The organism is Gemmatimonadaceae bacterium, from assembly GCA_036273715.1.
GTDB lineage: Bacteria > Gemmatimonadota > Gemmatimonadetes > Gemmatimonadales > Gemmatimonadaceae > JADGGM01.
This window is the reverse complement of sequence record DASUHB010000028.1, coordinates 97,532-122,495: the sequence shown is the minus strand read 5'-3', so window position 1 is coordinate 122,495 and position 24,964 is coordinate 97,532. Positions and strand designations below refer to the sequence as shown.

28 protein-coding genes are annotated in these 24,964 nt (G+C 67.5%); 2 read left to right on the top strand and 26 right to left on the bottom strand.

Going from position 1 to position 24,964, the window contains the following annotated elements:
- Positions 1-230 precede the first annotated feature (230 nt).
- The 18 genes from VFW04_05100 to ruvB all read right to left on the bottom strand — a co-directional run bounded on the left by VFW04_05100 (position 231) and on the right by ruvB (position 15,603).
- On the bottom strand, positions 231-1,061 hold the full coding sequence (locus VFW04_05100; GenBank protein ID HEX5178681.1) for a prolipoprotein diacylglyceryl transferase family protein: 831 nt from the start codon (positions 1,059-1,061) through the stop codon (positions 231-233).
- The gene (tsaD, locus tag VFW04_05095; protein ID HEX5178680.1) at positions 1,058-2,104 is read right to left on the bottom strand and encodes a tRNA (adenosine(37)-N6)-threonylcarbamoyltransferase complex transferase subunit TsaD; all 1,047 of its coding nucleotides are present in this window, start codon (positions 2,102-2,104) and stop codon (positions 1,058-1,060) included. Before tsaD ends, VFW04_05100 begins: the two co-directional genes overlap by 4 nt.
- Complete coding sequence (locus VFW04_05090) at positions 2,104-2,853, bottom strand: YbbR-like domain-containing protein (GenBank protein HEX5178679.1); 750 nt, start codon at positions 2,851-2,853, stop codon at positions 2,104-2,106. The genes tsaD and VFW04_05090 overlap by 1 nt, the downstream gene beginning before the upstream one ends.
- Positions 2,850-3,401 (bottom strand): TlpA disulfide reductase family protein, encoded by a 552-nt coding sequence (locus VFW04_05085; GenBank protein ID HEX5178678.1) that lies wholly within the window; start codon positions 3,399-3,401, stop codon positions 2,850-2,852. The genes VFW04_05090 and VFW04_05085 overlap by 4 nt, the downstream gene beginning before the upstream one ends.
- Positions 3,398-4,063, bottom strand: coding sequence for a ribulose-phosphate 3-epimerase (gene rpe / locus VFW04_05080; GenBank protein ID HEX5178677.1), 666 nt, complete (start codon positions 4,061-4,063; stop codon positions 3,398-3,400). The genes VFW04_05085 and rpe overlap by 4 nt, the downstream gene beginning before the upstream one ends.
- Entirely contained in the window at positions 4,060-4,788 is a 729-nt protein-coding gene (locus VFW04_05075) for a PASTA domain-containing protein (GenBank protein ID HEX5178676.1), read from the bottom strand. The genes rpe and VFW04_05075 overlap by 4 nt, the downstream gene beginning before the upstream one ends.
- Positions 4,785-6,143, bottom strand: coding sequence for a 16S rRNA (cytosine(967)-C(5))-methyltransferase RsmB (gene rsmB, locus VFW04_05070; protein HEX5178675.1), 1,359 nt, complete (start codon positions 6,141-6,143; stop codon positions 4,785-4,787). The genes VFW04_05075 and rsmB overlap by 4 nt, the downstream gene beginning before the upstream one ends.
- Positions 6,140-6,955 (bottom strand): thiazole synthase, encoded by an 816-nt coding sequence (locus VFW04_05065; GenBank protein HEX5178674.1) that lies wholly within the window; start codon positions 6,953-6,955, stop codon positions 6,140-6,142. The genes rsmB and VFW04_05065 overlap by 4 nt, the downstream gene beginning before the upstream one ends.
- 1 nt (position 6,956) lies before the next feature.
- Positions 6,957-7,190, bottom strand: coding sequence for a sulfur carrier protein ThiS (gene thiS / locus VFW04_05060; GenBank protein HEX5178673.1), 234 nt, complete (start codon positions 7,188-7,190; stop codon positions 6,957-6,959).
- Positions 7,168-7,797: a thiamine phosphate synthase gene (locus tag VFW04_05055; GenBank protein ID HEX5178672.1), complete on the bottom strand. Its 630-nt coding sequence runs from the start codon at positions 7,795-7,797 to the stop codon at positions 7,168-7,170. Before VFW04_05055 ends, thiS begins: the two co-directional genes overlap by 23 nt.
- Positions 7,798-7,807: 10 nt before the next feature.
- On the bottom strand, positions 7,808-8,743 hold the full coding sequence (gene fmt, locus VFW04_05050; GenBank protein HEX5178671.1) for a methionyl-tRNA formyltransferase: 936 nt from the start codon (positions 8,741-8,743) through the stop codon (positions 7,808-7,810).
- Position 8,744: 1 nt separating this feature from the next.
- Positions 8,745-9,308, bottom strand: a complete 564-nt coding sequence (gene def, locus VFW04_05045) for a peptide deformylase (GenBank protein ID HEX5178670.1) — start codon at positions 9,306-9,308, stop codon at positions 8,745-8,747.
- Positions 9,305-9,688 carry a preprotein translocase subunit YajC gene (gene yajC, locus VFW04_05040; protein ID HEX5178669.1) on the bottom strand — a complete coding sequence of 128 codons (384 nt, stop codon included), beginning with the start codon at positions 9,686-9,688 and terminating at the stop codon, positions 9,305-9,307. Before yajC ends, def begins: the two co-directional genes overlap by 4 nt.
- Entirely contained in the window at positions 9,685-10,881 is a 1,197-nt protein-coding gene (tgt, locus tag VFW04_05035) for a tRNA guanosine(34) transglycosylase Tgt (protein HEX5178668.1), read from the bottom strand. Before tgt ends, yajC begins: the two co-directional genes overlap by 4 nt.
- 5 nt (positions 10,882-10,886) lie before the next feature.
- Positions 10,887-11,267, bottom strand: a complete 381-nt coding sequence (locus tag VFW04_05030) for an energy transducer TonB (protein HEX5178667.1) — start codon at positions 11,265-11,267, stop codon at positions 10,887-10,889.
- Between the two features lie 22 nt (positions 11,268-11,289).
- On the bottom strand, positions 11,290-12,330 hold the full coding sequence (gene queA / locus VFW04_05025; GenBank protein ID HEX5178666.1) for a tRNA preQ1(34) S-adenosylmethionine ribosyltransferase-isomerase QueA: 1,041 nt from the start codon (positions 12,328-12,330) through the stop codon (positions 11,290-11,292).
- Positions 12,327-14,411 carry a GWxTD domain-containing protein gene (locus VFW04_05020; protein ID HEX5178665.1) on the bottom strand — a complete coding sequence of 695 codons (2,085 nt, stop codon included), beginning with the start codon at positions 14,409-14,411 and terminating at the stop codon, positions 12,327-12,329. The genes queA and VFW04_05020 overlap by 4 nt, the downstream gene beginning before the upstream one ends.
- 163 nt (positions 14,412-14,574) lie before the next feature.
- Complete coding sequence (ruvB, locus tag VFW04_05015) at positions 14,575-15,603, bottom strand: Holliday junction branch migration DNA helicase RuvB (GenBank protein HEX5178664.1); 1,029 nt, start codon at positions 15,601-15,603, stop codon at positions 14,575-14,577.
- A 110-nt stretch (positions 15,604-15,713) separates the two neighbouring features.
- Between ruvB and VFW04_05010 the strand changes: the two genes are divergently transcribed.
- A complete protein-coding gene (locus tag VFW04_05010; protein HEX5178663.1) occupies positions 15,714-16,043 on the top strand; it encodes a PadR family transcriptional regulator in 330 nt (109 codons plus the stop codon).
- Positions 16,044-16,067: 24 nt separating this feature from the next.
- On the top strand, positions 16,068-18,761 hold the full coding sequence (locus tag VFW04_05005) for an ABC transporter permease (GenBank protein ID HEX5178662.1): 2,694 nt from the start codon (positions 16,068-16,070) through the stop codon (positions 18,759-18,761).
- Between the two features lie 7 nt (positions 18,762-18,768).
- On the opposite strand, the gene VFW04_05000 is transcribed toward VFW04_05005, so the two are convergent.
- From VFW04_05000 to VFW04_04965, 8 genes are all read right to left on the bottom strand, one after another.
- Complete coding sequence (locus tag VFW04_05000) at positions 18,769-19,923, bottom strand: aminotransferase class I/II-fold pyridoxal phosphate-dependent enzyme (GenBank protein ID HEX5178661.1); 1,155 nt, start codon at positions 19,921-19,923, stop codon at positions 18,769-18,771.
- A gap of 119 nt (positions 19,924-20,042) precedes the next feature.
- Entirely contained in the window at positions 20,043-21,329 is a 1,287-nt protein-coding gene (locus tag VFW04_04995; protein HEX5178660.1) for a type II toxin-antitoxin system HipA family toxin, read from the bottom strand.
- Between the two features lie 19 nt (positions 21,330-21,348).
- The gene (locus tag VFW04_04990; GenBank protein HEX5178659.1) at positions 21,349-21,678 is read right to left on the bottom strand and encodes a helix-turn-helix domain-containing protein; all 330 of its coding nucleotides are present in this window, start codon (positions 21,676-21,678) and stop codon (positions 21,349-21,351) included.
- 57 nt (positions 21,679-21,735) lie between these two features.
- A complete protein-coding gene (ruvA, locus tag VFW04_04985; GenBank protein HEX5178658.1) occupies positions 21,736-22,338 on the bottom strand; it encodes a Holliday junction branch migration protein RuvA in 603 nt (200 codons plus the stop codon).
- Entirely contained in the window at positions 22,335-22,841 is a 507-nt protein-coding gene (gene ruvC, locus VFW04_04980) for a crossover junction endodeoxyribonuclease RuvC (GenBank protein HEX5178657.1), read from the bottom strand. The genes ruvA and ruvC overlap by 4 nt, the downstream gene beginning before the upstream one ends.
- 9 nt (positions 22,842-22,850) lie before the next feature.
- Positions 22,851-23,594, bottom strand: a complete 744-nt coding sequence (locus tag VFW04_04975; protein ID HEX5178656.1) for a YebC/PmpR family DNA-binding transcriptional regulator — start codon at positions 23,592-23,594, stop codon at positions 22,851-22,853.
- Between the two features lie 61 nt (positions 23,595-23,655).
- Positions 23,656-24,507 (bottom strand): DnaB-like helicase C-terminal domain-containing protein, encoded by an 852-nt coding sequence (locus VFW04_04970; GenBank protein ID HEX5178655.1) that lies wholly within the window; start codon positions 24,505-24,507, stop codon positions 23,656-23,658.
- A 42-nt stretch (positions 24,508-24,549) separates the two neighbouring features.
- Positions 24,550-24,927 carry a hypothetical protein gene (locus VFW04_04965; protein ID HEX5178654.1) on the bottom strand — a complete coding sequence of 126 codons (378 nt, stop codon included), beginning with the start codon at positions 24,925-24,927 and terminating at the stop codon, positions 24,550-24,552.
- Positions 24,928-24,964 lie beyond the last annotated feature (37 nt).

The window sequence follows — 24,964 nt, the reverse complement described above, 5'->3', positions numbered from 1 at the left end:
GTCCCCAGTGTGGCGGGTGGTAGGGCATCGGCGACCGGGCTGGGCCCCCGGCCGCCATGAGAGTTTTCCAATGATCCGGCGGTCAGCGCGGGCGCGCCCAGTGTGGTCACGCCGTTAGTCCCGCCAATTCGCGAACGCGCCGTACGCCGCGGCGCGCAGGGTTCGATGCACGCTGCCCAACGGAAGGCCGTGCGCGAGCGTGCTACACTGCGATGACGACTATCGACTCGTCAAGTGGCGGTCGCGTAAATCCCGGGCGCGCGTTCGGTCACGCTGCGGCGCGCGCGCATCCAGATCACGCCGGCTATTACGGCCGCGAGCGCGATCAGTTGGGCCATCGTCAGGGTCCCGAAGAATCGATCGTCCTTCGCGCGCAAGAACTCGATGAGGAAGCGCTCGATGCCCGCGAGCACCATGTACACACCGAACAACCACCCCTCAGCGTGCTTGTGGTCGCGCAGCCGCCAGAGGATGAGGAACATGATGAAGCCGAGCGTGATCTCGAACAGCTGGGTGGGATACACGGAGAGCACGGTGGACGGCGTCACCCCGGGCGGGATGGCCAGATGAAATTGGGCGGCCATGTCGCCGGCGGTGGACGGCGGCGCCCCTTGTGGAAAGGCGACGGCGAACCGCGAGTGCCATGGGCGACCGTAGTCATCTCCCACTGCCCAACAGCCAGTTCGGCCCATCGCATACGCGGCGGCGATCGCGATGCCCGCGACGTCGGCGATCCGTTGGACGCGCAGATGTTTCAGCTTGATCACGAGCAGCACAGCCAGGATGCCGCCAGCCAAACCGCCCCAAAAGACGAACCCGCCGCGGCTGATCAGATCGCGCGGGTCGCCGGTGAGAAAGAAATAGTAGATCTTGGCGCCGGCGAGCCCGCCGAACACGGCGGCGAAGATCAGATCGGCGATCGGTTCGGGATTGTGTCCGCGACGCGCGAGCTCCCGTTGCGAGATGATCTGCGCGATCACGAATGCGAGGAGGACGGCGATGCCGAATCCCGTGAACGAGAACCAGCCGATGGAGTAGGCGAACGGGTGATGAACGATCATGTCTCGATCAATCCAGGTAGAGGCGCGGACGCGGCTGCATCGAGGTCGAGGGGTGACCAGTCGCCGCGTTCGGCGTGGAACAGGCCGGCGCGCGCGATCATGGCCGCGTTGTCGGTGGCGAGTCGCGGGCTAGGAGCATAGATGGCGGCGCCGCGCGGCGCCAGCCGGTCGCGCATCGCCGCCACGAGCGTTCTGTTGCACGCGACACCGCCGCCCAACACGACGCGGGTCCGTTCAAAGGCGGCGACCGCGCGTGAAGCCTTCTCGACAAGCGTATCGATGAGCGCGTCCTGGAATCCGCGAGCGATGTCGGCGCGATCGCGTTCGAGATCGTCGCTCGCGCGCACGGTGGTGAGCACTGCGGTCTTGAGGCCGCTGAACGAGACGTCGTAGTAGTCGGGGTCGCCGGGGCGCTGGTTGGATCGCAGCATGGGCCGTGTGAATCGAAAGCGGTTGGGGACGGTGTCCTGCCCCATTGCGAGTCGTTCGATGTGCGGGCCGCCTGGATACGGAAGGCCGAGGAGTTTGGCCACTTTGTCGAACGCCTCGCCGGCGGCGTCGTCTCGCGTGGCGCCCAGCAGGCGGTAGCGGCCCCAGTCCTCCACATCGAGCAGCATCGTGTGGCCGCCCGAGACGAGCAGCGCCGTGAACGGCGGACGTGCGTCCGGATGCTCGAGCGCGGCGGCGAACAGGTGCCCTTCCATGTGGTGTACCCCGACGGCGCCGATGCGGTTCGCCCAGGCGAGCGCCTTACCGAAGCCGAGGCCGACGAGGAGGGCGCCGACGAGTCCCGGCGCATAGGTGACGGCCACGGCATCGAGGGCGCCGGGCGAGGTGCCTGCGTCCGCCAGGGCGTGCTCGACCACGGGGACGAGCGCGGTGAGGTGCGCGCGCGACGCGATCTCGGGCACGACGCCGCCGAACACCCGGTGCGCGTCCTGCGACAGGATGACTAACGAGCGCAGCGAGACGTCGGATCCGCCACCTTCGACCACGGCCGCGGACGTCTCGTCGCACGACGTCTCGATGCCGAGGACGCGCATCAGTGCGCGCCCGTATGCGCCGCGACGACGTGGATCCGAACCTGCGGCGGCGACACGCGCATGCGTAGTCCGGCGGTGTCCACCGGGACCAGCACGTCGGTGATGGTGTCGTGCACTTCGATCTGGCGCCGTTCGGTGTACACCGCGCCGAGCTTGCGCACGGCTTCGCGCGGGCCGCGCACCTCCACGCTGTCGGGCTCGACGTTAGGCGGGCCGACGACGCGCAGGCCGCTGTCGGGCGCGAGCTCGATCGCCGACCGGATCGGAACGCGCCGCGATTCGGTGATGCGCACCCGCAGGCTCATCGCCGACGGCCGCACGTCGCGCACCCGCGCATCGACGTTGCTCGGCAGGTCGACATCGCCGGGGCGAAGCGACAGCGTAATGCGCGTGGAAGTATCGGCGTCGATGACGCGGCGCAAGACGGGCAGCGTGGTGTACAGCTTGAGCAGATCGCGGCCGCGCCCAACGACGAGCGCCTGCACCGGCGGCAGGCTGTCGACCAGGCTCACGCTCGAGTCGTGCACCAGGGCCACGCGCACGTCGACCCATTCTTCAGTCGGTTCTTCCGCGCTCACCGCCAGCCACAGGACGAGCGCGAAGAACACGGCCGCGACCTTGAGCGGCAAGCGCGCCGTGGCCATGGACGCGAGGCGCTGTTCGATGGACCGCGCGCGTGCGCCTAACTGCGTCCGCTCCGGCGACGGGACGGGCGCCGGCGGCGTGGACGACGGCGGCAAGGGCGTCATTCGGCGTGCGCCGGCTCGTCGAGCAAGGCGGACACCAGCGCGCGATTGGCGGCAGTGTTCCAGAGCGTGGCGCCGATGATCTTCTTGCGGATCACACCATCGCGTCCGATGACGAACGTCTCGGGCACGCCGGTCGTCTGGTACGTCTCGGCGATGGTGCCCTTGGGATCGTGCAACACCTGGAAGGTCAGGCCGTAATGATGCACGAAATCGCGGATCGCCTGCGTCTTGGTCGGGTCATCGATGCTCACCGCCACGATGTGCAGCCCGCGCGAGGCCATCGTCTGCTGCAGATCCTCGATGCTCGGCATCTCGACGCGGCACGGCACGCAGTACGTCGCCCAGATGTTGAGCAGCACCACCTGTCCGCGGTACTGGTCTAACGACACCGTCTTCGGTGTGGGGTCGAGCGTCACAGCGTGGAAATCCGGAGCGCGCGAGCCCGCCACGACGGCCCCTTCGCCGAACAGATGCGTGGCGCCGAAGAGCGCGGCCGCGATCACGACGAGAACCCCGCCGACCAGACTCCATTGTTGACGTACGGTCATACATGCTCCCGGCAGCGCTCTCTCAGCGCCGCGATTTCAGCTGCCGGATCCGCCGCGGCGAACACGGCGTGCCCGGCAACGAACGTATCTGCTCCGGCGCGCCACACCTCGCGCACGGTGTCGCGGCTGATCCCGCCATCCACTTCCAGCACGGCGCCGCTCCTCGAATCATCCAGCATCAATCGCGCTCGCCGCACCTTGTCCACCATGGAGGCAATGAACGACTGTCCGCCGAATCCTGGATTTACCGTCATGACGAGCAGGAGATCCAGGTCGGCCGCCGATTCCCGCACCATCTCGAGCGTTGTGGACGGATTGACGGCGACGCCCGCCAGACAGCCGAGCTCTTTGATTCGGTTGATCTGTCTATTGAGGTGCGGGGCGACCTCGGCGTGGAGCGTGAGGGAGCTGGCGCCGGCGGCGGCGAAATCGTCGAAGTAGCGCTCGGGCTCGACGACCATCAGGTGGACGTCGAGCGGGAGGTCGGTGATCCGGCGAACCGTTTCGATGACTTTGGCGCCGTACGTCAGGTTGGGCACGAAGCGGCCGTCCATGACATCGATGTGGATCCAGTCGGCGCCGCCCTGGGCGACGCGCTCGATCTCGTCGGCCAGGTGCGCGAAGTCGGCTGACAGAATGGACGGCGCGATGCGGACGCTCATGGGCGGCCGGCGAGCGTGATGTCGATGCGGGCGCCGGCGTGCGCGGGTGACCCCGCGGCCGGCGTCTGCGAGATGACCGCGTTAGGCGGCAGGTTGCTCGTGCTGTCGTACGACACGGTGCCGACGACGAAGCCGAGCTGCGTGAGCAGCGCCCGCGCGGCATTGGCGTCCTGCCCCGTGATGTCGGGGATGCTCACGGCCGCCGGTCCCGCGCTCACCGTGAAGCTCACGGGCGACGGCACCGGCACGCGCGCGCCGGCCGCCGGCGAGGTGGAGAGCACCTGGCCCAACGGAGCATCGTTGTCCGCCTTGGAGACGTCGCCCACCTCGAGGCCCGCGTTCTCGAGCGTCTGTTGGGCCTGTTGGCGCGTGAGCCCGACGAGGCGCGGCACCTCGATGAGGCGCTGGCCGCGACTCACGTCGAGCACGACCGTGAAGCCGGCGGGCTGCTTGCCCCCCGGCGGCGGATTCTGCGCGAGCACCGAACCCGACGGCGCCGTGTTGTCGTAGCGCTGCTCGCCGCGCGCTGCCTTGAGCCCGCCCTTGGCGAGCATCGCGACGGCATCGGTGTAGGGAATGCCGGTCACGTTAGGCACCGGCACATCGGTGGCGGTGAGCGTGGACGGGAACACGAACAACGCCACGATCACGTACGCGAGCAGGAATCCGGTCGTGCCGACGACGAGAAACGGGAGCGGGCGCCGCGCCGTACCCCGCCAGGTCATCCGACCCGCCGCAACCGCGCCGCGAACGCGCCGTCGACGCCGTGCTCGTGCGGGAGCACGCGCAGACGTCCGGCGTCCAGCACCGACGGCGGCACCACGCCCTCGCCCGGCGGCTCCAGACGCCACTCCGGATTCTCGCCCAGGAAGCGCTCGATCTGCGCGTCGTTCTCTTCCGGTTCAAGCGAGCACGTGCTGTAGATGAGCAGTCCGCCGGCGCGGACCACGCTCGCGGCGGCCACGAGCAGGCTGCGCTGCGTGGCTGCCATCACGGCGAGGTCGGACACCTTGAGACGCCACCGCGCATCGGGATGCCGGCGGAAGGTGCCCGTGCCGGTGCAGGGTGCGTCGATGAGCACGGCGTCGACGGGACCGATGGCGGGATGCCGGGCGTCGCCGACGAGGGGAATCACCGATCTCGCCTCGAGCCGCTGCAGATTCGTGACGAGACGTTGGACGCGGGCCTCGGATCGATCGACCGCGAGCACCTGCCGCGCGCTGCGCGCCAACTCGAGCGCCTTGCCGCCGGGGGACGCGCAAAGATCCGCCACCAGGCTTCCGGACGGCACGTCGGCGTAGCGCACCACCAGCGTCGACGCCGGATCCTGAACGAAGAACAGTCCCTTGCGGAACGCGCCTAACTCGATCAGCGACACGTTGCTCGCCAGCTGGATGCTGTCGGACACGAGCGGTGCGTCTTCGACGCGCACGCCGGCCGACTCGAGCGTGGCTTCGAGCTGCTCGTGCACGATGTTGAACGGACGGAGCACGGTCGCCGGTTCGCTGTTGTTGCACTCGAGCAGGCGCTCGGTGTCGCGCGCGCCCCAGCGTGCTACCCAGCGTGCGACGAGCCAGCGGGGATGCGAGTGTCTGAGCGCGAGCGCGTCGATGGGGTCGAGCACGTGCGGCAGCGCCAGCGAGTCGCGCTCGCGCTCGAGCCGGCGCAGCACGGCGTTCGCCAGTTTGCTGGCGCCCAGTCCGTGGCGCTGCTTGGCGAGCTCGACGGTTTGGGCAATGGCGGCGTAGGCCGGCACGCTGCCCATGTACAGCAGCTGGTCGACGCCTAACCGGAGCAAGTCGATGAGATCCGGGTCGAGCCGGGCCAGTCCGCCGCGCACGCGCGCGTCGAGGTGCGCATCGATGATCGAGCGGCGCCGGAGCATTCCGTACACGAGCTCTTGCGTCCATCGACGGTCGCGTGCGTCGAGTCGCGGCGCCCGGCGCTCGAACGCCGGATCGAGAAGCTCGCCCTGCCGCAAGTCCGCACACAGCTCCGCCGCGACACGCCGCGATTCCGTCACCGCGCCGCCTCCCACTTCGTGCAACACGTGCGTGCCCTGCGCGCGCGACTCGCTCACTCGATGAGCCCCTCCGTGGGAGACGACGGTACCGCCACTTCTCGACGCGGCATACGCCCCGCGAGATACGCGAGGCGTCCAGCGTCCACCGCACTCCGCATGGCGGCCGCCATCCGCACCGGATCCGAGGCCGACGCCAGCGCGGTGTTCATGAGAATGCCATCGACGCCTTGCTCCATCGTAAGGCAGGCGTCGGACGCCGTGCCTACGCCGGCGTCGACGACCACCGGCACGGACAACCGATGTTTGATCGTGCGGATGGAAAACTCATTGAGCAACCCCAGTCCCGATCCGATGGGCGACGCGAGCGGCATCACCGCAACGGCCCCGGCATCCTGGAGGCGCAGCGCCGTGACGAGGTCATCGTTCGAGTACGCCATGACCTTGAAACCTTCGGCCGCCAGGATGCGGGTGGCCTCGAGCAGTCCCACCGTGTCGGGGAGCAGCGTTTCCTTGTCGCCGATCACTTCGAGCTTCACCCATTCGTTGAAACCCGCGGCGCGCGCGAGCCGGGCGTATCGGACGGCATCGTCGGCGTTGTAGCAGCCGGCCGTGTTCGCCAGCAAAAAGAATTGTGACGGGTCGAGATGGTGGAGGATGCCCTCTTCCTGCCTGCGATCGAGATTCACGCGGCGGACGGCTACCGTCACTATTTCGGCGCCGCTGGCTTCGATCGCGCGGACCATGATGTCATTCGACGCGTACTTCCCGGTACCCACCATGAGTCGGGACCGGAAATCGCGTCCCGCGATGGTGAACGACGTGTCGAGCGATCCGACCGCAGATCGCCTGGGCTCGAGCAGTGTGGTCACGTCACCCTCCTCCAACAAAATGCACGATTTCGATCGTGTCGCCGGTGGCGAGGCGGAGGGCATCGTACTGCGCGCGATCCCTGAGGATCGTGCGGTTGTGCTCAACGACGACAAGCTGCGGATCGAGCGCGAGCGTACGCAGGAGGTCGCCCATCGTGGAGCCGGCGCGGATGGAGCGCGCCTCGCCATTCACCACGGGTGTGATCGTCGTGCTATCGACCGTGATGTCGCTCATAGCGGGAAAGATAGTCGGCGGCAGCGCGTTCGGCATCGGTTGCGCCCCAGATGCCGGAGATCGCCGCGACGCCATGGGCGCCGGCATCGAGCAGCGCATCGAGATGTTGCGGTTTGATGCCGCCGATGGCGATGACCGGTACCGTGAGCGCGGCCGCGGTTTGCCGCACGAGATCGAGTCCGCGCGCGGGTGCGTCCGGATGCGACGGGGTCTCGTACACGTGTCCGACGACCACCCAGTCGGCGCCATCGGCCGCCGCGCTGGTTGCTTCATCGACGGCGTGCGCGCTGGCGCCCACGGGCATGTCGCCGGCCATGCGGCGCGCGTCGGCGATGGTGAGCGATCGCGTGGTGAGTTGGACGGCTGACGCGCGCGCGGCCACCGCGGCATCGACGCGGTCGTTGATCACGACCCAGGCTCCGGTCCGCTCGCGCGCGCCGCCTAACGCAAGGGCGATCTCGTACAGGCGGGCGGCCGGCACGACGCGCGACCGCAAGTGCACCGCGCCGCGCGGCCCCAGCGCTTCCATCACCCGCCGCGCGCGGGCGACGAAGTCGGCGCGGGCCAGTACGCCGTCGCCGGTCACCGCGTGGACGCGCGGGATCACGTGCCCTGCGTTAGTCGAGCCGATCGCCCGGCGCCACGCCGCGTCCCGCGGCCCATTGGGCGCTCGTCATGCGCCGGCGGCCTGCCGGCTGTACGAAGGGGATGGACACCGCGCCTTCGCCGCACGCCACGAGCAGACCGTCATCGGTCACGGCCAGCACGTCGCCGGGACGGCGCGGTTCCGGATCGCCCTCGCATTCCCTCGCGCCGAACAGCTTCACCTCCGCGCCGCGGAGCGTCGTGTAGGCGCCGGGCTTGGGGTCGTACGCGCGGATGAGGCGCGCGATCGAGCCGCAATCGCGCTGCCATGGGACGCGCGCCATGGCGCGATCGATCTTCGCGGCGTACGTCGCCGCGCCGTGGTCCTGCGGCCGCTCGCTCGTTTGCCCAACGGCGAGCAACGTGAGCGCTTCGACTAACGCAAGCGCGCCGAGCTCGGACAGCCGGAGCTCCAGCTCGCCGAAGGTCTCGTCGGGGGCGATCGGCGTGCGCGCCTGGAGCAGGATCGGACCGGCGTCCAACTCGGGCACCATCCGCATGATCGTGATGCCGGTTTCGAGAAAGCCGTCGCGGATGGCCGCTTGAATGGGCGCCGCGCCGCGCAGCTTGGGCAAGAGCGACGCGTGCACGTTCACGGTGCCTAACTGAGGCAGCTCGATGATCCGCTGCGGCAGGATGTGGCCGTACGAGACCACCACCGACACGTCCGGCTCGAGCGCACCCAGCTCGGCCAGAAACAGGTCGCCGCGCGGCTTGTCCGGCTGCAGCAGCGGCAGGCCTTCGCCGACGGCGACTTCCTTGATCGGCGACGGAACGAGCGAGGACCGCGAACGTCCCTGCGCACGATCCGGCTGCGTCACGACACCGACCACCTCGAATCCTTCGCCCACGAGCGCGTTGAGCGATGGCACCGCGAACGTGGACGTCCCCCAGAAGAGGACGCGCACGTCAAAGCTCCTCGTCCCGCCGATGACTGCCCGCGGCTTCCTCCGGCGTCAGCTTGCGGACGTGCGAGCGGTCGCCGTCCTTCTGCCTCGCCTTCTCCCACTTCGCGAGCGCGGCGCGGCGCTTCACGAGACTCAGGTAATCGATGAACAACCGGCCGTGCAGATGGTCGATCTCGTGCTGCAGACACCGCGCGAGCAAGTCGTTGGCGTCCACCTCGAACGGTTCCCCGTTGCGATCCTGCGCCCGGACGATCACGCGCATCGCGCGCTCGACGTCTCCGTAAATGTCGGGAATCGACAAGCAGCCTTCTTCGCCTTTCTGCTTGCCTTCGGCGTGGATGATCTCGGGATTGATCACGACGAACGGATTCTCGTCGACGTCGATCACGGACAAGCGTTCGGTGCGTCCCACCTGCGGCGCCGCGAGACCAATGCCCTTGGCGGCGTACATCGTCTCGAACATGTCGTCGATCAAACGCTCGAGCTCCGGTGTGATCTCCTTCACCGGCACCGTCTCCTGTCGCAGGATCGGCGCTCCCAAGACGTAAATGTCCAGCAAGCTCACGACGCGCTGCTCCCGCTGTCGGCTGCCTTGCTCGAGACGCGCGCGATGCGCCCGCGTTCCACGATGATGCGCGATTCGGCCGACTTGATGGTGATCCGGTCGTCCATCGAGGGCGCGGCTGCGCCGTCCTTCGTGGTCACCTTCATGAAGATCACTTCGCCGACGATTCCGCCCGCAGTCACGACTTCATCTCCTTTCCTGAGAGCGCGCAGCGCTTCTTCGTGTTGCTTGCGCTGCTTCTGTTGCGGTCTCATGAAAAAGAAGTAGCCCAACACAACGAACAGCGCGAGCTCGAAGAGCAGGATCGAGCCGCCGCTGGACCGCGATGGTGCGGCCGACTGCGCGATGGCTGCGGGAACGAGCCAGAGATGTGCGATCATGGTGCCGTGGCGGATCCGGAGTGATATCGGCCGAGCCAGTCGTGACTCCAGCCGTCGAAATAACCCCCGGCGATGGCGTCCTGCGCCGCACGCATGAGGGAGACGAGGAAATGTACATTATGCAGCGAGAGAAGGCGGAGGCCGAGTACCTCGTCGGCCGCGAACAGGTGGCGGATGTATCCGCGGCTGAATCGCCGGCAGGTGGAACAGGTACAGTCCGGATCGAGCGGCCGCGGATCGATGCGCCAGCGCGCGTTGCGCACGTTCACGCGTCCCTCGTTGGTGAACGCCGTGCCGGTGCGCCCCATGCGGGTGGGCGCCACGCAGTCGAACAGGTCGACGCCGCGCCGCACGCCCTCGACCAGATCGTCGGGGAATCCGACACCCATGAGATACCGCGGACGGTCGCGCGGCAGCGCATCGTTGGCGATGTCGAGGATGGCGTGCATGTCGTCCTTGCTCTCTCCGACCGACAACCCACCGATGGCGTAGCCGGGCCAGTTGGCCATGTCGCGAATCGCACTTGCGGCCTCGCGTCGCAGCGACGGGTGAATCCCGCCCTGCACGATGGGGAACAGCGCCTGCGCGCTCGCGCCGTTCTGAGCCGCGCGCTGCGCCTCCCATGTTGCTTTGCACCGCGCGAGCCAGCGCACGCTGCGCTCACTTGCGTCGCGTGCGTCCGCGAGCTCCGCTTGGCCGGGGATGACGTGATCGAGCTGCATCACGATATCCGCGTCCAGGTCTCGCTGGATGTCCATGACGCGCTCGGGCGTGAAGAACCGGCGCGAGCCGTCCACGTGGCTGCGGAATTCGACGCCCTCTTCGCTGACGCGCCGCATCGTCTCGAGGGAGAACACCTGGAAGCCGCCCGAGTCGGTGAGGATCGGCCCGTCCCACTGCATGAACCGGTGCAGCCCGCCTAACGAACGGACCACGTCTTCGCCCGGGCGCAAGTGCAGGTGGTACGTGTTGGCGAGGATCATCGAGGCGCCCGCGGTGCGGAGCTCGGCCGGATCGAGCGTCTTGACGGTGGCCAGCGTTCCGACGGCCATGAACGCCGGTGTCGGCACCGCGCCGTGCGGCGTCGTGAAAACGCCGCTGCGCGCGGCGCCGGCAGCGGCGTGGACCGAGAACGCGAAATCGGGCGCGTCGGGCGGACCGGATGAAACCGGGGCGGGCGGCGCGGCAGCCATCTGCGTTAGACGGAGTCCGCCTCGAGGCGGATGTCCATCCCCTTCGTCGAGCACTCGTAGAGCACCGTTAGGCGTGTGGAGGGATCGTTCGCCAGCACGTGCGGCGGAGGCGGAAGCTTGAGTCGCGCCGCGAGGCCGCCGGCGAGATCGTCGAACCTGGCGTCGCCCGACCCTTTGCGGATCGACGCCTGCTCGACGCGGCCCGATGCATCCAGCGCGAGCCCAACGCTCACGCTGCCGTGACGGCGGTCGCGCGTGCCGATGATCCTCGGACACTCGACGACCATCAGTTCCATGAGGCGATCGTGCATTTCGGGCAGCGAGATGCGCGCGGCGGTCTGCGGCGGCTCGTAGACGCGGACGGTGCCCGAGGCGCAGGCGGCCACGACTCCGGCGAGCGCGATGCAGCTATACGATCGCCATCGCGTCGCCGTACGAATAAAACCGGTAGTCCGCATCTATTGCCTCACGGTACGCCCGCATGGTGAGATCGTAGCCGGCAAATGCAGCCACGAGCATCAGGAGCGTCGACCGGGGAAGATGAAAATTCGTGATGAGTTTGTCCACGCCATGAAAGATGTGCGGCGGATGGATGAAGATGCGTGTGTCGCCGTGCGCGGCGACGAACGCATCGCCCTGGCGCGGTAGGCTCTCGAGCGTGCGCGCGGCCGTGGTGCCCACGGCCCAGATCGCGCCGCCGCGTGCGCGCGTTTCCGTGAGCGCTCGTGCCGCCGCGTCCGTCACCGAGAACCATTCCTCGTGCATCACGTGCCGAGACGGCTCATCCACCTCGACCGGCTTGAACGTTCCGGCGCCCACGTGGAGAAGAATGTTCACGCGCTCGACGCCGCGCCGTGCGATGTCATCGAGCAGGCGCGGCGTGAAGTGCAGTCCCGCGGTGGGCGCGGCGACGGATCCGCGCTCGGCGGCATACACGGTTTGATAGCGGTCGGCATCGAGCGCGGTATCGGGCCGCGCAATGTATGGCGGCAAGGGCACGTGCCCGTGCCGCTCGATCGCAGATCCGACGTCTCCGTCGGCGGCGCGCAGCCGCACGATGCGCGTGCGCCGCTCGGTCTGCTCGAGGATGTCGATCTCGAAGCCGGGCGCGACGGTGAGCATCCGGCCCGGCCGCAGTTTGCCGCCCGGACTCACCATTGCTTCCCAACGGTCGGCATCGAGCTGGCGCAGCAGCAGCACTTCGCCCCGCGCACCCGAGGGCCGGGTGCCTAACAATCGGGCGCGGAACACGCGCGTCGTGTTGAGCACGAGTGCGTCGCCGGCACGCATCAGTGCAGGCAGGTCGTGAAAGATGCGGTGGGAAATGTCGCCGGTGGCTCGGTTCACCACCATCAGCTTGCAGGCGTCGCGCGGTTCGACGGGCTCCTGCGCGATGCGCGCCGGATTCAGCTCGAAGTCGTAGTCCGCGGTGCGTGCACCGTGTGTCACTCCGAGACCGTGATCGTGCTCCGGCGCGAGACACGGCGTCCGCTGTGGTCGTCGGACACGGTCACCTCGAGGTGATACAACCCGGCCGGCGCGTTGGCCATGTCGAGCGTCACGTAATCCACCGCCGCATTGGTCGCGGGAATCTGGCGCGGGAACGACAGTGCCACCGAGTCGGCACCGCTTCGCGACACGCCGATCGCGCTTGCCACGCCGCCCACGATGCGCGCCACGAACGCGCCGAACCCCGTGCCCTTGGCGCGCGACACCACGATCGACACGTTGTACGCATCCGACCCGCTGTCGGGAGCCAGTCCGTACGTCTCCCAGAGCAGCGAGAACGGTTTGCCGCGCTCGACGTGGTTGAAGTTAGGCGTAATGTCGAAGTCGCTCCACCGCTCGGGCGCGCCGCCGTTTCGCGGCGTCACCTTGGCCGCGACCAGCAGGTCGCTGAGACCGAAGCCCGACTCGTGTGGCAGCTCGAGACGGCTCGCGCCCCGCGCGCCGCGCATCGCGTCCGGCTGGAGCGCTTCCACGCGATAGAGAAACGTGCCCGGCGCGATGCGCTCGCGCCACGTGCGCACCTGATCCGAGTCGTCGCGCGCGAAGTTCACCACGTGCTGGTCCGAGCGACGGAACACCGAGTCGGCGCGCCACGTGAACCCCTCGAACACCACCTGCAGCATCCCGCGTACGAGGTCGATCCCGTCCAGCATCCGCCGCACGGGCACGTCGGCCGCCACGAACACGTCATCCGAATCGCCGGGCGCACGGAAGCGGACGGCATCGACGTTGATCGAGTCGACGAGATGCGTGTCGCCCGCGTTGCGCCACACGACCGGAATCGTGTCGCGCAGCCGCCTAACTTCGCCCTTGTCGAACGGCTCGAGCGTCACCACGCCGTAGGTGGGCAGCTGGTCGAACAGGAACGCTTCGTCCGCCGCATACCACCAGAGCACGCGGATGTCGTGCTGGTGTGTGTAGAACGGATCGGGAGGGATCGAGATCACCGCCGGCGGCGGCCCGTAGCGCACGTAGACCTCTCCCTCATCCGTGTCGGCGCCGTGGATGTCGAACTCTTCGATGCCGAAACAGAGCTCGGCGTACACCACGCGACTCAAGAACTCGAGGCGATGCGCGTTGTCCGCCTGCGACCAGAGCGGATCCGCCATCAGCCAGTACATGCGCTGCAGGTTGACCTGCTCGGCAGGCGACAGGTCGGCGGTCTCGACGGAATCTTTCGTGGTGAAGATGCGAGAGAGCCGATCGTAGCGTGCGCGTTCGTCTTGGGGCAGCAGCGCGAGTCCCCTGCGGAACGCCACCGACGATGCCTCGTCGTCGCTCAGCCGGTGCTCGGCGAGACCGGCGGCGAGCCACGCCCATGCATCCGATGAATCCTGATTAAGCCGCACGCGCGAGAGGTGTTCGAGCTCCACCCAGCGCTTTCGGTCCGCGAGCGCCATGTACGAATGGCGCAGCGCATTCTCGTTTGCCGGATTGAAGGCGAGCGCCTCGGAGAAGTCGTCCCAGGCCTTGAAGTACTCCACCTGTCCGGACCAGTCCTGGGACGCGGTGCGGATGGTCTGGTTGTCGATGAAGTAGCCGATGGTGCGCGGATCGCGCAGGACCGTGCGGTCCTTGATGTTCTTGAGGACCACGCTGTAGATGTGCCCGTTTTCTCGATCGAGATACTGGCGCCACACCGTCATGCCCACCTGATCGGCGGCGCGCGATGCGCCTAACGAATCGTGCGCCTTGCTCGCAATGGAGAGCGCCTTCTCGAACAGCGACGACGCGCGCGACCGCACGGACGCCGAATTCGACGTGAGATAGAACTTGCCGAGATCCACCAGATACTCGGGCGACGTGCTGTTGTACTTGGTGGCGAGGCGCAGTGACGAATCGGCGAGGTTGAGCAGGGAATCGTTCGCCACCCGCTTCATGTAGCCGGTGCGCTTCTCGGCGTTCGCCAAGCGCCAGGCGAGCACACCGCGTTCGTGCCAGGTGGCGCCGTCGGTGTGGTTCGTCCGCAGGACCTCGTCCATGGCATGCAGCGCCGACAAAGAATCGGCGCGCGTCGGCATCGCTGAACGCGTGTGCGACGATGCGACTGCTTCCTGCGCGCTCGCTGAACGGGCGGAGGTGGACGCAGCGCCGACACAGAGGACGACGACGACGAGAATCCGGCGCATGCCCAAGCAATACGTACCGCAGCGCTCGACTGTCAAGCGTTCCGGGACGGGTCTGTTAGAAGAACGACGCCTGCGTTGGTCCGGGCTGGGGGACGGTGTAGCCGAGGTGCCGGTAGGCGTGCGGCGTGGCCACGCGGCCGCGCGCTGTCCGTTGAAGGAAACCGTTCTGCACCAGAAACGGCTCATACACTTCCTCGATCGTCACTTCGTCTTCGCCGATCGCAGCGGCAATCGCGCCCAATCCAGCCGGACCACCGTTCCACTTCTCGATGATCGTCTTGAGGATCCGGCTGTCCATGTCGTCCAGACCGAACGCGTCGACCTCGAGCATTTCGAGCGCCGCGGCGGCCACTGCGCTCGTGATCGTTCCGTCTGCTTTCACTTGCGCGTAGTCGCGGACGCGCCGGAGCAGCCGGTTGGCCACACGGGGTGTGCCGCGCGAGCGTCGTGCCAACTCCATCGCACCTGCACGGTCGATCGGAACTTTCATCACCGACGCCGAACGGATGACGATCTCTTCGAGATCTTCCACCGGATAAAAGTCCAGCCGCTCGGTTATACCAAAGCGCGCTCGCATTGGCGGCGTCAAGAGTCCGGCGCGAGTGGTGGCTCCGATGAGGGTGAACGGCTCGATCGGCATGGTGATCGTTTGCGCTTTCGGACCTTCGGACAGCCGGATGTCGATCCGGTAGTCCTCCATTGCCGGATAGAGGAACTCTTCGATCACGGCGCGCAGGCGGTGGATTTCGTCGATGAACAGGATGTCGCCCTGCCGCAGATTGGTGAGCGGTCCGACGAGATCGCCGGGTTTTTCGAGCGCTGGACCGGAGGTCGTGCGGATATTGACGCTCAATTCGCGGGCGACGAGCTCGGCGAGCGTGGTTTTGCCGAGTCCGGGTGGGCCGGAGAACAGGATGTGATCCAGCGTCTCGCGGCGGCCGAGTGCGGCGTCGATGGCGATGCGGAGGTTGTTTTTGGTTTTGTGCTGGCCGATGAACTCGGCGAGGCGCTGGGGGCGGAGCGACAACTCGACGGCCGATTCATCGGCGATGACTTCGGGCGTGGTGATTTCGGCGCGCGCCATGGCCGAAAGAGACTCAGGAGACGGCAGCGAGGGAAGGGGGTGAGCTTGCGGGGTGGGCGATCGGGCCGTAGGTTCGCTCCCATAGAAACTCTTTGGGGCGTGGCGTCGTCATGCAACTCGATCTCTTGCGCGGCACGTTGGACATGATGGTGTTACGGGCGCTCTGGTGGCATCCGATGCACGGGTATGACGTCGCGCGGTGGCTGGAGCGGGTGAGCGACGACGCGCTGCGTGTGGAGGAAGGCTCGCTCTATCCGGCGCTGCATCGGTTGGCGGCGCGGGGATGGGTGACGGGCCAGTGGGGCGTGTCGGAGAACAACCGGCAGGCCAAGTACTACACGATTACGCCGGCGGGCCGGCGGCAGCTGCGGCAGGAGACGGAGACCTGGGCCGCGTTCATCGCGGCGGTGGCGAAGGTCCTGGCGGCTCGCCCCGCCTAACGGAGAGACGGCAGGAGGCGCTCGATGTCCTGGATCCCGGATCGGTATCGCGAGCTGCGCGCGATGGTGGGGGGCGTGACGCCCGAGCGCGACGTGTCGGACGAGATGGCGCATCACGTGGCGATGCGGACGGCGGAGAACGTGGCGCGGGGGATGTCGCCGGAGGCGGCGCGGGCGGAGGCGCTGGCGCGGTTGGGCGACGCGGCCGCGTACGAGCGGGAAGCGGAAGCCATCGATGTGCTGGCGGCGCGCGGGCAGCGGCGCATCGAGATCCGCGATGCGTTAGGCCGAGAGGTGCGGCTGGCGGTGCGCGGGCTCCGGCGGGCGCCGGGTTTTTCGCTGGTGGTGCTGGCGACGCTGGCGCTGGGCATCGGCGCGGCGACGGCGATCTTCACGCTGCTGGACTCGGTGGTGCTCCGCCCGCTGCCCTATCCGAACGAGAACCGGCTCGTGTGGATCGAGAGCGACGTGTCGGGCGCGTCGCAGGGGCCGTGGGGCGTGTCCGAGGCAGGGTATTTCTACTACAAAGCCCACGGCCACACGCTCGACGCGTTAGGCGCATTGTTCTCGTCCGACGCCATCGTCATCACGCCCGATGGCGCTCGGGCGCTGCCGGCGATGTTCGCGACGGCCAGCGTGTTCGATGTGCTTGGCCTGCGCACGATCCTCGGCCGTCCGTTCCAGGCGTCCGATGACCGGCCGGGGGCGGGCACGGGCGTCGTGCTGAGCCACAAGTACTGGATGCGCGCCTTTCACGGCGATTCGACCGTCGTGGGGCGAAGCCTCCGCCTGAAGGATGGCCTGCGGACGGTCGTCGGTGTGTTAGGCCCGGGCGAGGAGCCGCCGATGCAATCGGTCGATCTCTGGCTCACGCTCAATCTGGATCCGGCCGATCCGCCGATCAACGATCACCACTACAGCGCCATCGGGCGCCTGGCGCCGGGCGTCGATGCCGCCGCCGCCCAACGGGAGTTGGCGGCGCTCACCGCTCGGTTCCCGGAAGACCTTCCCGCGGCGTACTCGGCCGCCTTCATGCGGGCGTATCACTTCACGCCCGGCGTGCTTTCACTCCGAAGCAGGGTGGTGGGCGACGCAGCGCGCGGCATCTGGATCGTGCTCGCCGCCGCGCTGCTCCTGTTGGTCATCGCGTGTGCGAACGTCGGCAACCTGTTTCTCGTGCGGCTGGAAGCGCGCCGCCGCGACGTGACGATTCGCGTCGCCATCGGCGCCGGCACGTCGCATCTGGCGTGGCACTATCTGACCGAGAGTCTGTTGCTGTGCCTTGCCGCCGGCGGCGCCGGATTGCTCTTCGCCGATGCCGCCATCCGCGCGCTGCTCGCGCTCGCGCCGTCCACGTTGCCGCGCCTAACGGAGGTGCATCTGGGCTGGCAGAGCGCGGCGTGCGCGTTGGCGCTCGCGGCAGCCGCCGGTCTGGTGTTCGGGTGCTTGCCGCTCGTCGGGCGGACGGTGGATGTGGACACGCTGCGCGATGGGTCGCGCGGCCTCACCGCGTCACCCGTCCGGCGCGTGGCGCGCGGCGCCCTGGTGGTCGTGCAGACGGCGCTCGCGCTCGTGCTCCTCGCGGCATCGGGTCTCATGGTGCGGAGCCTGCTCCATCTCCGGGATGTCAGTCCGGGGTTCGATCCGCACGGCGTGATCACGCTCAATGCCGCACCGTCCTCGGCGCACGGCGGGAGCTACGACCAGGCCGCGGCATTCTGGCATGCGGTCATCGAGCGGGTCCGCGCTCTCCCCGAGGTCCAATCGGCGGGCGCCATTTCATCGCTGCCCATTGGCGGAGGCGGCATCTGCGCCACGCTGTTCATCGAGGCGCATCCGCTCGCTCCGGGCGAAGATGCGCCTTGCATCGCGCGGCCGCTGGTGACGCCGGGGTACTTCGAGACGATGCGCATCCCGCTGCGCGGCCGCGCGCCCACGTGGGACGAGGTCCAAGGGCACGACGCCGGCGTCGTGGTGAGCGGCCCGCTGGCGACCCGGCGCTGGCCTAACGAAGAGGCGATCGGCCAGGGGCTTGGCGCGGGCAACCGCCCGCCGTTCTTTCACGTGGTGGGCATCGCCGGCCCGGTCCGCACCGAAGGGCTCGACCATCCGCCCACCGAAGTCGTGTACTATCCGATCGTCCCGATTCCGGGGACCGGGGTGTGGGGGGCGGGCGGGTCGTTCACGCTCGTCGCGCGCGCACGGACGGGAGATGCGGCGGCGCTCGTGCCGCAGATCCGTCGTGTGCTGCGCGATGTGGATCCGGAGGCGCCGGTGGCCGACGTGGAGACGATGGACGCGATCGTTGCCCACTCGATGGCGCGGACCACGTTCATGATGCTCTTGTTGGGCGTTGCTGCCGCGATGGCACTGGTGTTGAGCGTCGTCGGGATGTACGGCGTGGTGTCGTACCTGGTTGGCCAGCGTCGAGGCGAGATGGGCATTCGCGTGGCGCTCGGCGCGAGCGGCCGGCAGGTGACGCGGCTGGTCGTATGGGAATCGGCGCGCCTGGCGGCCGCGGGCGTCCTCATCGGTCTCGCCGGCGCGGTGGCGACCACGCACGTCATGCGCTCGCTGCTGTTCGACATCAGCCCGACGGACCCGGTTACGTTCGGCGCGGTGACGGCGGTGCTGCTGGCGATGGCGGTGGCCGCCGCCTGGCTGCCGGCGCGGCGCGCGTCGCGGGTCGATCCGGTGGAGGCGCTGCGCGCCGGCTGACGTTCCGTTAGACCCGCGCCGCCAGCTGCGCCAGCCGCTCGGCCACCGCCTCGAGCGTCGCGCGCTTCTTGCAGAACGCGAAGCGCACCACCGACCGGCCTAACGCCGGGTCGTGGTAGAAACTCGATCCCGGCACCGTGGCCACACCCACCTCGCGCGTCATCCACTTGGCGAACGCGTCATCGGGCTGGTCGGACAGCGACGAGAAATCGGCCAGCACGTAGTACGCGCCCTCGGGCGCCGTGTAGGTGAACCCCGCCTCGGTCAGCGCCGCGCACACGACGTCGCGCCGCTCGCGATAGTCGCGCGCGAGGTGATTGTAGTAGTCGGCGTCGAACGCCATGCCCACCGCCGCCGCGGCCTGCAGCGGCGCCGGCGCGCCCACCGTGAGAAAGTCGTGCACCTTGCGGATGGCGGTCGCCGCCGCCGCCGGCGCGATCGCGTAGCCTAACCGCCAGCCCGTGCAGCTGAACGTCTTCGACAATCCGGAGATGGTCACGGTGCGCTCGCGCATCCCCGGCCACGTCGCGAGCGCGTGGTGCGCGCCCGCGTAGCGGATGTGCTCGTAGATCTCGTCGGTGAACGCCCACGCATCGTGCTCCTGACACAACTCCGCGATCAGCGACAACTCGTCGCGCGACAGCACACGCCCCGACGGATTGTGCGGCGTGTTGACGATGATCGCCTTGGTGCGCGCGCTGAACGCGCGGCGCAGCCGATCGGGATCGAGCCTCCACTTCGGCGCCTCGAGCGGCACGAACACCGGCTTCGCGTCGGCCAGGATCGCATCCGGTCCGTAATTCTCGTAGAACGGCTCCAGCACGATCACTTCGTCGCCCGGATTGACTAACGCAAGAAACGTCGCCGCCATCGCCTCGGTGGCGCCGCACGTCACCGTGATCTCGCGGTCCGGATCGACCTCCAACCCATACCACCGCCGATACTTCTCCGCGATTGCGAGCCGCAGCGCCGGCGCCCCCCACGTGATGGCGTATTGATTGATGTCGCCCTGGATTGCCGCGCACGCCGCGTCCTTCATCGGCGCCGGCATCGGGAAATCGGGGAATCCCTGCGCGAGATTGATCGCGCCGTGCTGCTGCGCAATCCGCGTCATCTCGCGAATCACGGACTCCGTGAACGTCATGGCTCGTTGGGCGATCATGCGATCCCGAACTCCAGTGCGATGTATCCGCTCATCTTAGAGCGCGGCGGTCCGTCCTGCCAGCCCGCGGCGACTATGGGCTCCACAGCGGTACCCATCCCAGGTAGGCACGATTGCACTCACGCGGTGAGCATGGCGGCGCAGGTGCGCGTTCGGCCTCTGATACGCGTGTCCAGTGTCCGGATAACCGTTGCATCCAGTCCGGCATCCATTGCTGCGTCTGCCGCCGATTCGACTGCGGTCGGCATTTGAGCGACAACGTCGCGCACGATGTCGAGAACGTCTTTCGTGCCTAACCCAGACGCTTTTGCGAGAGTCTCCCAGCAGCGGCGATTAACGCGACGAACAAGATACTGGCTGCCAATACGCATGGCGAGTTTCACGTCGTGAAGTGCCCCGTCGTACGGTAAGAAGCTGAGGATGTCATAAAACGGAGCGAGCCGGAGCGCGCCGCCAGCTGCGTGCAGCAGAGCGTAGTTTTTGGCGTGTGCATCTGTTGCGGCGATGACCCAGTTCAAGGCGGTGGCGCGGAGGAAGCGCAGAATGTCGTCTTGCGGATTCGCCGAAGCGTCGCGCAAGAGCTGAATCACTCTGGCAATACCAGGTCCCCCCTCATTTTCATATTTCCGCGTTGGCATCACGCCGAGAGCCTGACAGACATCCTCTTGGTGAATGCGGGTGTACAACGGACCCCGTTTGGCGCGGTCGAATCGTTCGACGACGATTGCCGTCTCGTTGCCGAATTGAACTACGCGTGAAGAGACAGCGCCGATGCTCAGGAACCTTGCGACCGTGAGACAGAAGTGCTCGTTCTCTACAAAACCGTGGAACTCGCCGGTCGGTGGCTTGAGAATGCATGTACTCGGCGTTCGGCCACTCGGTCTGCCCCACCGTCCGCGTTCCTCGAGTAGCGCAAGTTTCGGCTGGGAACCGGCAAGGCTGAATTGCCCGCCCATGCGCGCGGACATGCCGGGTATTCCGGTTTGCCGAACGCTGCGGAGCTCAGCGGCGACCTCCTCTTCGCTGAGCCATTGTACGTGCTCGGCAGAACGGGTGGCAGTGAGGCGCTCGACATCGTCCGGACTCGCGAATTGGACTGCGCCGGCGCAGTCGGCACCCAGGCGCGAAAGCAGCCCAATCGGATTCCGCGGCGAGACACCGAACAGGCGGCCATAGTGGTCCAACGTTCGATCATTGTCGGGCAGGAGCCCCCACAGAAACGCGTTCGTCGGGTCATGGCTATGTTCTGCCGCGCTTAACGGGAGGGCGAGCGAGAGCGGGTACGCTCTCGCGTCTCCACGCCACGCGTCGTCATAGATGAAGCGCAGGCGCCCGTGTCCATCTCGCTCGATCGAGCCGACACGCGCTCCGTCGAGTAAGGCGATGAGCACTCGATCCCGCTTCATCTTTGAGTCCGACGGCGGTTCAACGGCGTGACTTTGCGCGCTCGATGATCGCGTTCAGATCGATCGAGTTGCGCTCGCGCAGAGCCTCCTGCGGTCGCAGGTCGATGCGGATCCCAAGCGCCGTGAGCGTCCGAAGCACGAGTGAGAGTGCAGCGGTCGGCTTTCCGCGTTCGATATCAACGACCCACTGGCGGCTCACGCCGATGCGCCTAGCCAGTTGGTCCTGCGTCATGTTGGCCGTGCGGCGGCGGTCGCGAATGAAATGCCCGAGCTCGTGAGCGGTGCGGATCAGCATGGTGTAAGGATCGGAGACAATAGACAATTGTAAACGATCGCTTACATTTGTCAAATGTCACCGATCGTTTACTTCCGTCAAATGTCGCCGATCGATTACATCAGGGCTGACTCAACCCGGGCCCGTCATCCGCGCCAATGCCGCCCGAATGAGCTCTGACGCCGTGCGGCCGGGCCCTTGGGCTTCGACCACGCGTCGCACCGCCTTTTCCGCGTCGCTCGCGCTATAGCCGAGCGACACCAGCGCCCGCATCGCATCATCCGCTGCCGCGCTCGCGGGTCTCGCCGCGCCGTCCCCGGCGATCATCACGTCGTCCAGCTTGTCGGCCAGGTCGAGCACCAGCCGCTCCGCTTTCTTACGACCCACGCGCGGCACCCCCTGCAGCGTCGCGAGATCCTTTTCCTGAATCGCACGCACCAGCCGCTCGGCCGAAAGCGCCGAGAGCATCCCGATCGCCAGCGCCGGCCCGACGCCATTCGCGGTGAGCAGCCGCTGAAACACGCGCTTCTCGTGCACGGTCGTGAACCCGAACAGCATCCACGCATCATCGCGCACGACAACGTGCGTCTGCAGCGTCACCGGGTCGCCCAGCCGCGGCAACTGCTCGTACGCGCCTAACGGGATGGTGAGCTCGTACGCGACGCCGCCTGCCGTCATCACTTCCACGCGGTCCAGGTCCTTGGCCACCAGCGTACCATTGACCTGCGCGATCATCGCACGCGCTCCAGGCGCGGGATGCGCGCCGTGAGCAGATGCGCCAGCGCCGCCGCCACGCCGTCGGCCGCGTCATACGGCTGCGGCGCGCTCTTGAGGCGCAACAAGCGCGCAACCATGAATTGCACCTGCGCCTTGGTCGCCGCGCCCGCGCCCACAACGGTCTTCTTGATCTCGGCCGGCGGATACTCGAAGATCGCCATCCCGCTCTGCTGCGCAGCCAACAACACGACGCCGCGCGCGTGGCCGAGCACCACCGTCGTGCGTACGTTCTTGGCATAGAACACGTCTTCGATCGACAACGCCTCGGGCCGGTGGCGCACGATGAGCCCGCGCACTTCGTCGTACAGTCCCGAGAGCCGCACGCTCAGCGCATCGCGCGGCGCCGTGCGTATCACGCCGCACTCGATAAGCGAAAGGGAGCCGCGCGGCTCCCCCGAATGATCCGTCACCACGCCATAGCCGGTGGCAGCGGTGCCCGGATCGATGCCTAAAACAATCACGCCGCCGGCTCAGGCCTTCGCCATCTCGGCGAGGTCGATGTCGAAGTTCGCTTCCACTTTCTGCACGTCGTCCAGATCGTCCAACTCTTCCATCAGCTTGAGCAGCGTCTCGGCCGTCCTGCCTTCGACATGCACCGTGGTCTTGGGAATCATGGCGATCTCGGCGCCATCGGTCGCGATGTTCTTCGCGTCCAACGCAGCCTTGACGGCATGCAACGACGCCGGGTCCGTCGAGATCACGTACCGATCATCCTCTCGCACGAGATCTTCAGCACCGGCCTCGAGCGCGGCCTCCAGCGCCGCCTCTTCGTCCACACCCTGCGCGGGGACGAAGATCTGCCCCTTCCGCTCGAACATCCACGACACCGAATTCGTCGCCCCCAGATTTCCGCCGCCGCGCGAGAGCTTGTGTCGAATGTCGGCCACTGTTCGCGTGGCGTTGTCGGTGAGCGTGTGAATCAGCAGCGCCACGCCGCCGGGCCCGAACGCCTCGTACGTGATCTCCTGGTACTCGACACCCTCGAGCTCGCCGGTGCCTTTCTTGATCGCGCGTTCGATGTTGTCCTTTGGCATCGACGCCGCCCGCGCCGCCTCGATGGCCGTACGCAGCCGCGGATTACCGCCCGGGTCGCCGCCACCGGTCCGCGCCGCAACCGTGATCTCGCGAATGAGCTTCGTGAACACAGCGCCGCGCTTCGCGTCCGCCGCCGCCTTGTAGTGCTTGATTTGCTTCCACTTACTGTGACCAGCCATCGGAGTCTCGTGAACGTAGCCAAGAGAAAAGTAAGCGATGAGGGAGGGCCGCGCTCCCGCCTCACTCGACCATGTCTTCGAACCGCAACCACTGCTTGTAATAAAACAGGTCCACGTAGCTCGTCGGTCCGCTTCGATTCTTGAGCACCGCCAGCTCGGTCGCGCCCTCGTGTCCGGGCGACGGCTGATACAGCTCTTCACGGAACAAGCCGAGGACGACGTCGGCCAGCTGCTTCACCGCGCCGCGTGCACCGAAATCGTCCAGCGCCGGACGAAGATCAGCGCGGTTGCGATCGAGCGACGGCACGTGCGCGGTGACCAGCACGGCCACTTTCGCATCCAGCGCATGTGCCTTGAGCGCGCGAACGGCGAGTGCAAGCTCGTCGTCCAGCGTTCCGTGTGCCGTGCCGACCATTGCTTGCAGCGAGTCGACCACCAGAAGCGCCGGATGGTGCGAAGCCGCCAGCGCGACAACCTCTGCCACTCCGCCGGCGGGCAATCGCGAAATGCCGGGCGTGGCGTCACGCAACCTGAATGCAGCAGCGCCAAGCGCGGCTCGAGTGATGTCGTCCAACGTTCCCTGGCGGATCTGGTCGACTGAGGCTTTCCCCTCGATGGCCAGCACGCGCTCGAGAACTCGCGACACGTCCATTTCGCCCGACATGAATTCGACAGCCGTGCCCGCGCTTCGGGCGCGCAAGGCAATCGCGAGCGCGAGCGCCGACTTTCCCACGCCGACGTCACCGCCGAGCACGATCAGATCTCCGCGGCGCAGTCCCCCGCCAAGCAGTTTGTCGAGACTCGGGAATCCGGTCGCAATTCCATCGGCGGTGGCGGTTCCATCGGCCACCGCGTCCACGCGCATCATGAGCTGCGAGAGCGGTGAAATGTCGGTGTGCGCGGACGGTGCCATGGGGTCTACGATATCCCGGCTTTGCAAAAGCGGATAGTGACGTTACTCCGCGCGCAGCGACGCGATCGCGCGATCGAGTTCATCGACGCCCGCACTGTCCAGCTGTCGGCGTGCGGCGCTGAGCACGGCCGCGAGTGCCGCGCCAACTTCCAGCGCGTCGGCGGCGACCGTCGCATCGATGAGTCGCATGCATGCCGTGCGAACCGCCGGCGGGATGGCGAGCGATGCAAACCAGCTCCGTGCGCTGTGCGTGCGGTCGGTGTGCGCCCGCTTGTTCAACTCGGCGGCCGCGCACCGCGCGTTCAGGGCGAGACGCGCGGCCATGAGACACGCCAGGGCCACTTCTCGTGTGCCCCCTAACGGTGCCCGTCCGGCCTGCGCAGCGAGTGCAGGAAACGGAAAGTGAATCGGCGCGGGCATGGATTGGTAGCTACCAGGCACCTGCCGGCAATACTAC